Below are 12,172 nucleotides of genomic sequence, written 5' to 3' on the forward strand. Positions count from 1 at the left end.
CCGGCTTATTCGCCGGAGAACCATTGCTGCGGGCCGGGCCGCAGATTCTGGTAGACGTGCTTGGCTTCCTGGTATTCGCCGAGGCCGCCGCGGCCGAGTTCCCGGCCGATGCCGGACTGCTTGAACCCGCCCCACTCGGCCTGCGGCAGGTACGGGTGGAAGTCGTTGATCCAGACGGTGCCGTGGCGCAGCCGGTTCGCCACGCGCTGGGCCTTGGCCGGGTCGCCGGTGAACACGGCGCCGGCGAGGCCGTAGTGCGTGTCGTTGGCGATCCGCACGGCGTCGTCCTCGTCGGTGAATCGTTCGACGGTCAGCACCGGGCCGAACGACTCCTCGGTGACGGCGTACGAGCCCTGCTCGACCTCGTCGAGGACGGTCGGCAGGTAGAAGTGGCCTGCCGCGTAGCGCTCACCGTCGGGCCGGGCGCCGCCGGTGCGCAGCACGGCGCCCTCGGCGATCGACTTCGCGACGTAGTCCTCGACCTTGTGCAGGTGGCCTTCCGAGATGAGCGGGCCGGTCTCGGCGTCGTTGTCGAACGGACCCCCGAGGCGGATCCGCTCTGCCCTGCGCACGATCTCGTCGACCAGCGCATCGTGCAGTTCGTCCTGCACGATCAGGCGCGCACCGGCGGAACACACCTGGCCGGAGTGCAGGAAGATCGCGGTGAGTGCGAAGTCGACGGCCGTGTCGAAGTCGGCGTCGGCGAACACGACGTTCGGGTTCTTGCCGCCGAGTTCGAGCGCGACCTTCTTCACCGTCGGCGCCGCCAGCGCGGAGATCGTGCGGCCGGTGTGGAGCCCGCCCGTGAACGAGACGAGGTCGACGTCCGGGTGCTCGGCCAGCACACTGCCGACCTCCGCGCCCGCGCCCAGCACCAGGTTGCCCACGCCCGCCGGCAGTCCGGCCTCGTCGAGCGCGCGCATCAGCAGGATCGCCGTGCTCGGCGTGAGCTCGCTGGGCTTGAGCACGAACGTGTCACCAGCCGCGATCGCGGGCGCCACCTTCCATGCGACCTGCAGCAGCGGGAAGTTCCACGGCGTGATCATGCCGCACACGCCGACGGGCTCGTACTGCACGCGGCTGATCGCATCGGGGCTGCCGGTGTCGACGACACGTCCGGCATCGTTGCCGGCGAGCTTGCCGAAGTAGCGGAAGCAGGCGGCGATGTCGTCCATGTCGAATTCGCTCTCGACGAGCCGTTTTCCGGTGTCGAGCGATTCCGCGCGGGCGAACTCGGCCTTGTCGCGGACCAGGATGTCGGCGACGCGCAGCAGCAGGTCACCGCGGTCCCACGCCGAGCTCGACGCCCAGGTGCCCTCGTCGAACGCCCTGCGCGCGGCGGCGACGGCCTGCTGGGCGTCGGCTCGCTCCGCTTCGGCGACGGTGGTGACCAGCGTGCCGTCGGCGGGGGAGTGGATCTGTCTCGTCTGTCCGCCCGCGGCGGTTCGCCATTCGCCGTCGATGAACAGCGTGGCAGCCGAATTGTCGGCGTGCGGCATGATCGTCTCGCCCTTTTCTCGTTCGTCGGCGTGTTCGTGTCGGTTTCGGCTCGCTGCTGCGTGCGGCCGTTTCGCGTTCGTCGTCGCGTTTCGCCGGTGGCCTTATCGGCCGCCGGATTCCGGCTGCGGCACCGTTTCCGCGGACATGTTTCCGCGTCGATTCCGGGCGTCGAAATGGGTTCGACGGTGCGGGCGGTGCCGGCGCGGAGTCGTTTCCCGTAACGGGTTCTTCCGTGTCGGTGTGGCGCCGGTGAAGGACACTAACACCGACCTGTACATCTGTACACCAATGGCGTCGAGACTTCTGTGAACTCGACGAGAAATGCGCCGCCGAGCAGTGCATTCGCGATACCGGTGATCTGCGCCGCACCGCGCTGCCCGCCCGGCATGGCAAGGTGAAAGCCTCGACCACGAGACGTCAGCTGTGAAGGACCCCGAGGCTGTGACTACCCCCGACGCGACCACCTCCGATGTGGCCGCATCCGCCGCGAAACAGGCCCGGTCGAACGGTGCGCGTGCGGCCGGGCAGCGCGACCCGGACCGCAGGCAGCGCATCGCCCGGGCCGCCATCGAGGTGGTCGCCGAGGTCGGCGTCGAGAAGCTGACGCACCGGCGGGTCGCCGCGGCCGCGGGCGTGCCACTCGGGTCGACCACCTACTACTTCAAGACGCTCGACGACCTGCTGGCCAGTGCGCTTCGGCAGGCAGCGGACGACGACGTCGAGCATCTGCGCACGTGGGCGGCGGGGCTGGACGCGGGAGGCGAGCTCGCCGAGGCGCTCGCCGAGCTCGTCCTGCACTACCTCGGCCCGGCGCGGGCGCAGACGGTCGTCGAACACCAGCTCTACATCGCGGCCCTGCATCGGCCCGCGTTGCAGCACGTCAGCCAGGAATGGGACACCGCGCTCGCCGACCTGTTCGCCGGCTACACCGACGCCGAGACCGGCCGCGCACTGTCGGTGCTGTTCTGCGGCTGGCAGCTCCAGGGCATCGTGCGTGAACAACTGCCCGAACGTCGCGAGGTCGAGGCCTCGTTCCGCAGGTTGCTCGCCGGCTGACGCGCTCGGCCGAGGAGTCCGAGCCGTGGCCGAGTGCGGTCGACTGGGCCGCCGCGGTCGGCCCGGGCTTCGCGGTCGATCCGGGCTTCGCGGTCGGCTCGGGTCGTCCGTCCGCGGCAGCGCACCCGGCGGATGTCGGTGCCCGGCGTTAGCGTCGCGGACATGGCGCTCACAGTGGAAGAACGTGAACAGTTCCTGGCCGAGCCGCACATCGGTGCGCTGTCCGTGGTCGAGTCGACCGAACGGGCGCCGCTGAACGTGCCGATCTGGTATCAGTACACGCCCGGCGGCACCCTGTGGGTCCGCACCGGTGCCGACTCGCGCAAGACGCGCGCGATCCGCGCAGCCGGCCGGTTCAGTCTCATGGTCCAGCGGGTCGAGCCGACGATCCGGTACGTCAGCGTCGAAGGCCCCGCGGAGTTCTCGGAGGACAGCCACGACCTGTCGGTCGAGATGGCCGTCCGTTACCTGGCCGCGGAACAGGCCGAGGAGTTCCTCGAGTACGAGCGCAAGTACCTCGGTGAACACATCGTGATCACCATGCGGCCGCAGCACTGGCTGTCCGCAGACATGGGCTCGCTCTGACCCTCCCTGTTCCGGCGGCAGCTACATGGTCAGGCGGAGTTCGTCCGTCTCGGGAATCTCCAGCGCCTCGTAGCGCCGGCTGTGCGTGCCGCCGGACGTCGCCCACCGCTCCGTGCCGGTCCAGGCCGGGATCGACAGCCGTGCCAGGACCGAGGGCCGCGGTAGGACCGGCGGTGACGCGGGGCCGGCGCCGAGAAGCGGCGCCGGCCCCACCGGGTGTTGCTCAGCTGTCGCCGCGCGCGGGGTAGTCGTTGCTGGTGACGAAGTCGATGCCGCCGAGCAGTTCGGCCAGCTGCGGCCTGCCGAACGGCATGGAGGTGAGCGAGGCGTAGTAGATCCGGTGTTCGCCGTCGACGAGGAAGGTCGCGGGTTCGGGGAACACCTCGGGTTCGTTGTCGCCTGCCGCCGTGGACACGAACAGTCCCCATTCCCGCATCGTCTCGAGCGGGAGGTTGTAGCCGAGCGGCAACTCGGACAGGTTCCAGTCGTCGCGGATGCGCTCGGCGCGCTCCTGGTTCTCGGCGCTGATCCCGATGGGTTCGACGCCCAGTCGGGCCAGCTCGTCGGCGCTGTCGCGGATGGCGGCGAGCTGGTTGCGGCACACCGGGCAGTGCAGGCCACGGTAGAACACGATCATCGTGAACGCGGCGGGCTGCTGCTCGGACAGGCTCCACCGGCCGCCGCCGACGAGGTCGACGGTGAGCTCGGGTGCCGTGCTGCGTGGCCGGGGCGGAGCGGGGAGGGTGATGCTCGGTGCGCTGTCGGCCGGAGTGGCGGTCATGGATTCGCTCCTTGTCTGGTGAGGCTCGTACCGATGCGGCGCGGCCTTCGGTGGTTCGGCCCGTCGTGGTTCACGAGGCCGCGTTCGTCGAGACCGGTGTCTCGGTGTCCTCGGTCGTGTCGGCGGCCGGGGCCGGGCGGACCAGGGCGCAGGCGACGCCGATGGCCAGCCAGACGGTGCCGACGAGCGGGATGGCGGCGGGGCCGTAGTTGTCGACCAGGTAGCCGCCGAGTGCGGCACCGAGTGCGCTGCCGCCGTAGAGGCCACTGATGCCCAGCGACATGGCGAGCATCGGCTGGTCGTCGGCGACGCTCATGATGCCGGCCTGGATGACCGGGCTCAGCGCCCACGCGAAAACCGACCACACGGCGACGAACAGGAACAACGTCAGGCCGAAACCGGCGCCGGAGGCGAGATAGGCCGCCAGCGCCCCCAGGGCCAGGCAGTGGCCGCCGAGCACGATCAGCCGTGCCGGCCGCGGGGACAGCCGGTCGCTGAGTGCGCCGCCGAAGAACACGGCCACGACGCCGACCAGGCCGACGACCAGTAGTGCCACCGTGACGTCGCTTGCGGTGGCGTCGAGCTGCTCGGTGAAGATCGTGCCGAGGTAGCTGTAGAACATCAGGCCGCCCGCACCGGACAGGAACATCGCCGCGACCAGGGCGAGCACCCGTGGGTTGCGGACCGGAGCGAGCCGCGCGGCGATGCCGGTGACGGGGCCGCCGGGCACCGACGGCGCGAGTGCGGCGCTGAGCGCGGCCACCAGTGCGCCGATGACGGCGATCAGTGCGAAGGTCGCGCGCCACGACAGGACGTCACCGAGGAACGCGCCGAACGGCACGCCGGTGAACAGCGCCACGGTCAGACCGGCTGTGACGACCGCGAGGTACCGGCCGCTCTTGCCTTCCGGTGCTCCCATACCGGCGATCACCATGCAGGTCGGGGAGACGGCGGCGGCCGCGAGTCCGGCCACGACCCGGAGGATCAGGGTGAGCACGAAATCGTCGCTGATCGCGACGGCGGCGTTGGCAACGGCGAAGATCACCAGCGACCAGGTCAGTACCACCTTCTTGTCGAGCCGGTCGGTGAGGAACGCCAGGATCGGCGCTCCCGCGGCGAAGGCGATCGCGAAGGCCGTCACCAGCAGACCGGCGGTTCCCGGCGTGACCCCGAGATCACGGGCCACGTCCGGCAGGATCCCCGAGATCACGAACTCGTCGGTGCCCAGGGCAAGCATTCCGACGAACAAGCACAGGAGCCAGACCGGGTAACCGGCAACGCTGAGCGTCGAGGTGCGGTGGCTCGACATGGTTCCTCATTTCTATCTTCGACGAACATCGAACGATCGGGGTTCATAGTATGATCGACCGCATGGCCGCCGCAACACACCCCGCGATGGAGGACCTCGACCTGCCGACGGTGATGCACGCCCTCGCCGATCCCATCCGCCTGGGCCTGGTGAGGCTGCTGAGCGACGGCGAGGAACGGGCATGGGGCGACCTGGACGCGCCGGTCGCCAACTCCACGCTGAGTCACCACCTCAAGGTCCTGCGGTCCGCGGGCATCACCCGCACCCGCGAAGAGGGAAAGCGGTGCTTCGTACGGCTACGCAGCGACGATTTCGAAGGCCGGTTCCCCGGCCTGCTCGACACGACACTCGCGTTGGCGGCCGAAGCAGGCACGGGCGTCGCCGACGTCCGGCTGCACAGCGCGGCGGCGTAGCACCCGCGGGCACCGCGTGCTCATCCGCGCAGCATCTCCGCCACCAGGAACGCCAGTTCCAGCGACTGCTGAGTGTTGAGCCGGGGGTCGCAGGCCGTCTGGTACCGGCCGGCAAGGTCGACGTCGGAGATGTCCTGGGCTCCGCCGAGGCATTCGGTGACGTCCTCACCTGTCAGCTCGACGTGGATGCCACCGGGGTGGCTGCCCAGTGCGCGGTGCACCTCGAAGAACCCCTGCACCTCGTCGACGACGTGATCGAAGTGGCGGGTCTTGTATCCGGTTCCGGACGAGTACGTGTTGCCGTGCATCGGGTCGCACTGCCAGACGACCTGATGTCCCGACGCTTCGACCTTCTCGACGATCGGAGGCAGCACGTCTCGGATCCGGTCGCTTCCCATCCGGGTGATCAGGGTCAGCCTGCCCGGCTCGCGTCGCGGATCGAGCCGCGTGGCGTACTCGACCGCTTCTTCAGGTCTGGCATCCGGACCGAGCTTGACGCCGATCGGGTTGTGGAGCAGTTCGGCGACCGCGATGTGGGCCCCGTCGAGCTGGCGGGTGCGTTCACCGATCCACAGGAAATGTGACGAGAGGCCGTACAGCCGCGGCTCGTCCCGCTCGGTCTCGTGCAGGCGCAGCAGTGCTCGCTCGTAGTCCAGCAGCAGCGCTTCGTGGCTCGCGAAGATCTCGGTCGAGTGCAGGGAACCGTCGTCGACCCCGCAGGCCGACATGAACCGCAGCGCACGCTCGATCTCCGTGGCCAGTGCCTCGTATCTCGCGCCCGCCGGCGAGGTGCGGACGAAGTCCTTGTTCCAGTCGTGCACCCGTCCTAGACCGGCCATGCCTTCGCCGGTCATCGTGCGGACGAGGTTCATCGCGGCGGCCGCGTTGGCGTACGCCCTGATCATTCGTCCGGGGTCGGGCACGCGGAGAACCGGATCGGCCACCGCCGAGTTCACGATGTCGCCGCGATACACCGGCAAGCCCTCGGTGTCGGTCGACTTCGACCGGGGCTTGGCGTACTGGCCCGCGATCCGGCCGACCTTCACGACCGGCAGGCTCGCACCGTAGGTCAACACGACGGCCATCTGCAGCAGCGTCCGTACATTCGCTTCGATGTGCGCTTCGGTGTTCGACTCGAACGTTTCGGCACAGTCGCCCTGCAACAGGAACGCCTTGCCTGCGGCGACATCGGCGAGCTGCCGCCGCAACCGGTCCACTTCGGCAGGCACCGTGAGCGGCGGGACGTTCTCCAGGACCGAACGCGCGTGGCGGGTCAGCTCGGGATCGGGCCACTCGGGCTGCTGCGCCGCAGGGAGCTCGAGTGCTTCGTCGAGCCGGGCGCGCAGCCACGCGGGCAGCCGGGGCAGCCCCGGCAGGGTGTCCAGCGGCACGTCGACGGTCCACCACCGGCCCGGCGAGGCGTCCGTCGAGGAGACCGTGGGTGTGGCAGGGGCAGTGGTGCCGGTTCGGTCGCTTTCGGAGGGCGGTGTCATGACGGCCTTTCCTCGCCGGAACAGGGGGCGATGACGACGGGCATACGGTCGGTGGTCACGAGAACGCGACGGTGACGTCGGAGTCGTGCGGAATCAGCTGACAGGCCAGGGCGTAACCGCATGCGATGTCCTCGTCGTCGAGCACGTTGTTGCGGCGCATGCTTGCGTTGCCGGCCACGATCCGGCACTCGCACGTCAGGCATTCGCCTTGCCGGCACGAACTCGGAGCGGCGATGCCCGCGGCATCGAGCGCGTCGATGAGGGGCGTGTCGGCAGGCCACGGGATCACGGTTTCCGCGCCGTCCAGCCGTACGCGTGCGGTCGATGCCCGGCGGTCGGTGCCGCTCGCCCCTGCAACACCGGAGCCCTCGCCTCCGGCCACGGGGGAGGGGCCGAACGACTCGGTGCGAATGGCGTCCGCCGGCCGGCCCAGTGTGGTGAGCGTGTCCACGACCAGTCGCGTGTAGCCGTCCGGGCCGCACACGTACGACACGGGGTTCGGCTCGTGTTCGGTCACGGAACGGATCGTCGAGGCGTTCAGGCGCCCCCGTTCGTCGCTGGCGTGGACCTCGACCGCGAGTCGACCGGGGTAGGCACGTTCGAGCAGGCGGATGTCCTCGAGGAACGGCGCATCGTCGTGGTCGCGGACCGTGTAGTGCAGCAGTGCGGGACGGTCCGTGCTCGCCAGGGCGAACTTGCACAGCGAGATGATCGGGGTGATCCCCACGCCTGCGGCGAACAGGTGCACGACCCGGTCCGACGGGTCGAGGGTGAACGCACCCGCGGGTGGATAGGTGTGCAGCACCGTTCCGACGGCGGCATCCTCGTAGAGCCAGTTGGAGCCGACGCCGCCTGCGGCGCGTTTCACCGTGACGGCGAGTCGCCGGTCGGTGACCGGACAGCTCGAGATGGAGTAGGTGCGCGTGATCGGCGCCTGGCCGTCGACCGGAAGTTTCAGGGTCAGAAACTGGCCGGCTGCGTGCGAGAGACGGACATCGGCCGTTGTCGGTTCGAGAGTGAAGGTCTTCACGTCGGCGCTTTCGTCGACGACTCCGGTGATACGTACCGGGATCAGTGGCTCGGTTCTCATCGTCGCTCCCTTGTTCGGTGTGTCCACACGCACCGGTCGCCGGGCGGAGTCATCCGGTCGCGGCGGCCTGGAGGAATCGGCGGTCCGGGTCGGCGGGCGAGTGCCGGGCCGCCCATCGGTCGCGTGCGTCCTGTTCGCGGGTCGGTGTGAAGTGGAGTCGGTAGAACGGCATCGCCACAGCCGTCGTCAGCACGGCGATGAGCACGAGGATGGAGAACAACCTCTCTTCGAGTACGCCGATGGCGAGGCCGATGTTGATGAAGATGAGGATCATCAGGCCGCGTGCGTTCATGAGTCCGCCCATCGCGACCGACTCGCCCCATCCCCAGCGGAACGCTCGCAACACCCCTAGCGAGGCGATCACCTTGGAGACGAAGGCCGCCGCGAAGACCACGCCGAGGGCGGCGAGGTAGTCGGCGTTCAACGCACCGGTCAGATCCGTGTTCAGTCCGGAGAAGGCGAAGAACACCGGCAGGAACAGGCAGCGCACCGCCTGCAACAGCCGCGCGTTGAGCAGAGCCGAGAACCCGCGCACCCGTGGCAGGGCGACGCCGCAGATGAACCCGCCGAACACGGAGTAGATCCCGATGTAATCGGTGAACCACGCCGCAGCGAGCACAAGTCCGAGCAGTGCGACCAGCAGGCGGTCGTCGACGTGCCCCTCCCGGACGGCGCGTGTCATCGGCTTTCTGAAGATTCTCGGCAGAATCAGGAAGGCGGCGACGGCGAACCCGGCGGCCGGGACGATGGTCTTCCACGAATCCAGGACGTTCCCGTGCACGGCGAGCGCACCGACGACGGCGAGCACGCACCAGGCCAGTGCGTCGTCGATGGCGGCGGCACGGGTGGCCACTCCACCGAAATCGGTGTGGACCATGCCGCGTTCCTGCAGCACCCTGGCGAGCATGGGGAACGCGGTGACCGCCAGCGCTCCGCCGACGAACAGCACGAACAGCGGGAGACTCACGCCCTCCGGTCGGAAGTCGGCCTCCAGATAGAGCGCGGCTGCGCCGCCCGCGAGCAACGGGCACAGCAGCCCGGCCGCGGCGAGGACGACCGGGAGCACGGCCTCCCTGCGCGAGGCCGGATGGTGTTCGTGCTCCAACCCCACGAGGAACATGTAGAGGCTCAGCCCCACCATGGCGATCACGTACAGGGTGGGTTTCGTGGCCTCGGAGAACACGTATCCGCTGAAACCGGGGGCGAATGCGCCGAGGGCGGTCGGCCCGAGCAGGATCCCGGACACCATTTCGCCTACGACGGCGGGCTGTCCCACCTTCACGGCGATTCGTCCGCACACCTGAGCGGCGACGACGATGACGAGCAGCGCCGCCGTCACGGCCAGCAGCGTTTGCATGTTCCCGTCATGCATGGCGGATCAGCTCCTTCAGCGGCTCGATGTAGCGGTCGAGACCGGGTTGGCCCGTCGTCAGTGACTCGTGCAACGGGTCCAGCCACCCGTCGGCGGGTGGCTCGCCCGCGGCGAGTGCGTCGAAGAAGTCGTCCTGGCGCTCCTGCAGGGCGGTGATGTAGGGCAACCGGAACCGCTGGAGGTTCTCGACCTCGGCAGCGGACCCGGTGCGCAGCAGCGTGTGCACCGGGTCCACGAGGGCGGCGGCGTTCTGCACCGCGAGATTGAAGCCCTGCCCGCCGAGATTGTGCATCGCGTGGGCCGCATCCCCGAGCAACAACAGATCGTCGCGGTACCAGGTTCCGCAGCGCACCGTGCTGGAGCGCAGGCTCGTGGTCAGCAGAGGCTCCACGTCGTCCGGCAGGCCGAGACCCACGGCCTCGGCCCGGCGTCGTGCCTGCGGGCGCAGTCGTACGGCCGCGGGGTCCGGGGCCGTGCCGTCGGGTTGCATGTCGAACAGGAGCGGGTGCGGGCCGACACCGTTGTCCACGATCGTCGTGGCGTCGTGATCGCCGACGACCATGCTGATCGCCGGCGGTCCCTGCCGCCGCACCGGCACCGCCACGACGTCGACACGCCCGGGGAACAGCCGGCGTGTCACGCCGAAATCGACGCCCTGGCGCAGTGGTGAGTCGCGGCCGTCCGCCGCGACGAGCAGGCGGGTACGTACCCGCTGCGGCCCGTCAGCTCCGGCGGTCAGCAGGGTCCACTCGTCGTCCTGGCGAACGGCCTCGGACAGGTCGACCCCGTAGTGGCAGGCGGCATTGGGGGTTGCGGCCAGCACCGGGAACACGGCGTCCGCCAGCGTGTCGAGGCCGATGTTGTACGGGGTGTGGACCTGCCCGTCGGTGGTGCGCCGCCGCGTGTCGAACCGCCCGACCCGCCGCCGGTGCCGGAACTCCTCGAGGTACTCGATCCGGCCGGCAGCGTCGTCCGGGACGGCCGTCATGCCGGCTCGCCGGAGCACGACCTGCGTCGCGGGATGCACCAGCACGCCCTGCCGATTCCGCGCCGTGCGCGGGGCACGTTCGAGCACCATGACGTCCAGGTCCGGTGCGGCCCGGGCGACGCCCGCCGCGAGCACGAGCGACGGAACGCCGCCGCCCACGATCACCATGTCGGCACGGACCGTGTCGGCGTGATCGGCTTCGTCCCACCGAGGGTCTGCGGTCGTGTTCGCCGCCGTCATGCCGTGCCCACCTCGACGGGCGTCCCGGTGCGCTCGGCGCGTTCGAGCTCGGGATACGCGGGGCAGCCGTAGTGCACCTCGAACGGCTCGAACAGGTCCCAGCGCGGCACCGACCGGAGCTCGGACGCGAACGTGTTCGCCTGTCCCCAGAAATCGCCGCCCAGCAGCAGCGACACCGATTTGTCGTCCACGGTGTCCGGCAGTTCCGACTTCAGTCGGCCGAAGTCGAACTCGTACTCGTAGAAGCCCTGAACCAGGCGGAAATAGGTGTCGTATCCGGTCTTGTACAGGCTCGTGAAGCGGCCTGCCGACTCGTCGGCGGTACTCGAACCGTCCAGAATGGCCGCGGCCTCGACGCTGGCCTGCATGCCGGTGGTCATGGCGAGGTAGACACCGCCGGAGAAGATCGGGTCGACGAATGCGGCGGCGTCGCCGACCTGGAACCAGCGGTTCCCGACGACCTGGTCCGCGTAGTAGCAGAAGTCGGACTCCTGCCGGGCCGGTCCCTGCGGCCGCGCCGTTCCCAGCCGTTCCACGATGCGGGGGATACGCGAGATGTGTGTGGACAGCAGCTGCTCGCGGTCGCCGGCAGCGCGGAGGGTCGGTTTGCGCATGACCGACCCGACGCTGAGTGTGCCCTCGGAGTTCGGGATCGCCCACACCCATCCTTCGGCGTGGTTCCCGATCTGGACGTCCCCGCGCCACCCGGGGTTGAACTCCTCCCTGACACCCGTGTAGTGCCGGTAGAGCGCCACCATCTTCAACCGTTCCACCGGTTTGCGCAGGCCCAGCTTGGTCGAGATCAGGCCGGTGCGGCCGCTGGCGTCGATCAGCACCGACGCGCGTACCTGCCTCGCAGCGCCGTCGGGGCCGGTGTAGTGCACGACGTGGGGCGCGTCGTGGTCCGACGCTGCGGCGAGGTCGATGTCATCGACCTCGGCCTGCAGCCGGACGGTGGCCCCTGCCTCGACAGCCGAGTCGAGGAGGAACTGGTCGAAGCGGGACCGCTCGACCTGGAACGTCGTGTGGAATCGGCCCGGTCCCTGGTCGGTGAAGCACACGCGATGGAACCGTCCCCCGGTGTCGCTGAACTCGGCGCCGCTCTTGACCGGGTGGCCCTGCATGCGCATCGGCTCGAGAAGACCGAGCTGGTTGAGCAGCCCGCTCATGTACGGCAACAGCGACTCCCCGATGTGGAATCGCGGGAACGGGTCCCTGTCCATGATCAGCACGCGAAGGCCGGCCAGGGCGGCCTGCCGGGCCGCGGTCGACCCCGCTGGGCCGGCGCCGATCACGACGACGTCGTAGTCCGCAGAGTTCTGGATCATCTTCGTCTCCTGCTCGA

Annotated in this window: 11 protein-coding genes; 3 read left to right on the plus strand and 8 right to left on the minus strand. The window is 69.4% G+C overall.

The annotated features are described in order from the left end of the window. Nucleotides 1-5: 5 nt before the first annotated feature. The gene (locus LY40_RS15370; RefSeq protein WP_258937262.1) at nt 6-1,499 is read right to left on the minus strand and encodes an aldehyde dehydrogenase family protein; all 1,494 of its coding nucleotides are present in this window, start codon (nt 1,497-1,499) and stop codon (nt 6-8) included. 442 nt (nt 1,500-1,941) lie between these two features. Between LY40_RS15370 and LY40_RS15375 the strand changes: the two genes are divergently transcribed. Then, nucleotides 1,942-2,556 carry a TetR/AcrR family transcriptional regulator gene (locus LY40_RS15375; RefSeq protein WP_407676059.1) on the plus strand — a complete coding sequence of 205 codons (615 nt, stop codon included), beginning with the start codon at nt 1,942-1,944 and terminating at the stop codon, nt 2,554-2,556. Between the two features lie 162 nt (nt 2,557-2,718). Beyond that, nucleotides 2,719-3,141, plus strand: coding sequence for a pyridoxamine 5'-phosphate oxidase family protein (locus LY40_RS15380; RefSeq protein ID WP_183778943.1), 423 nt, complete (start codon nt 2,719-2,721; stop codon nt 3,139-3,141). 223 nt (nt 3,142-3,364) lie between these two features. Here the strand turns inward: LY40_RS15380 and LY40_RS15385 are convergent, their stop codons facing one another. Together LY40_RS15385 and LY40_RS15390 are read right to left on the minus strand one after the other, a co-directional pair. Further along, complete coding sequence (locus tag LY40_RS15385) at nt 3,365-3,922, minus strand: peroxiredoxin-like family protein (protein WP_258937263.1); 558 nt, start codon at nt 3,920-3,922, stop codon at nt 3,365-3,367. 70 nt (nt 3,923-3,992) lie between these two features. Next, nucleotides 3,993-5,231, minus strand: a complete 1,239-nt coding sequence (locus tag LY40_RS15390) for an MFS transporter (RefSeq protein WP_258937264.1) — start codon at nt 5,229-5,231, stop codon at nt 3,993-3,995. Between the two features lie 62 nt (nt 5,232-5,293). Between LY40_RS15390 and LY40_RS15395 the strand changes: the two genes are divergently transcribed. Then, on the plus strand, nt 5,294-5,644 hold the full coding sequence (locus tag LY40_RS15395; RefSeq protein WP_183778939.1) for an ArsR/SmtB family transcription factor: 351 nt from the start codon (nt 5,294-5,296) through the stop codon (nt 5,642-5,644). A gap of 20 nt (nt 5,645-5,664) precedes the next feature. On the opposite strand, the gene LY40_RS15400 is transcribed toward LY40_RS15395, so the two are convergent. From LY40_RS15400 to LY40_RS15420, 5 genes are read right to left on the minus strand one after another with little or no spacing between them, the layout of a single operon-like run. Beyond that, a complete protein-coding gene (locus LY40_RS15400; RefSeq protein WP_258937265.1) occupies nt 5,665-7,137 on the minus strand; it encodes a class II 3-deoxy-7-phosphoheptulonate synthase in 1,473 nt (490 codons plus the stop codon). Nucleotides 7,138-7,192: 55 nt separating this feature from the next. Further along, entirely contained in the window at nt 7,193-8,227 is a 1,035-nt protein-coding gene (locus LY40_RS15405) for an iron-sulfur cluster-binding domain-containing protein (RefSeq protein ID WP_258937266.1), read from the minus strand. A gap of 49 nt (nt 8,228-8,276) precedes the next feature. Further along, nucleotides 8,277-9,599: a cation:proton antiporter gene (locus LY40_RS15410; RefSeq protein WP_258937267.1), complete on the minus strand. Its 1,323-nt coding sequence runs from the start codon at nt 9,597-9,599 to the stop codon at nt 8,277-8,279. Continuing rightward, the gene (locus LY40_RS15415) at nt 9,592-10,827 is read right to left on the minus strand and encodes an FAD-dependent oxidoreductase (RefSeq protein ID WP_258937268.1); all 1,236 of its coding nucleotides are present in this window, start codon (nt 10,825-10,827) and stop codon (nt 9,592-9,594) included. Before LY40_RS15415 ends, LY40_RS15410 begins: the two co-directional genes overlap by 8 nt. Further along, nucleotides 10,824-12,155 carry an NAD(P)/FAD-dependent oxidoreductase gene (locus LY40_RS15420; RefSeq protein WP_183778929.1) on the minus strand — a complete coding sequence of 444 codons (1,332 nt, stop codon included), beginning with the start codon at nt 12,153-12,155 and terminating at the stop codon, nt 10,824-10,826. The genes LY40_RS15415 and LY40_RS15420 overlap by 4 nt, the downstream gene beginning before the upstream one ends. Nucleotides 12,156-12,172: the final 17 nt, after the last annotated feature.

The organism is Prauserella salsuginis (assembly GCF_024648885.1).
GTDB lineage: Bacteria > Actinomycetota > Actinomycetes > Mycobacteriales > Pseudonocardiaceae > Prauserella > Prauserella salsuginis.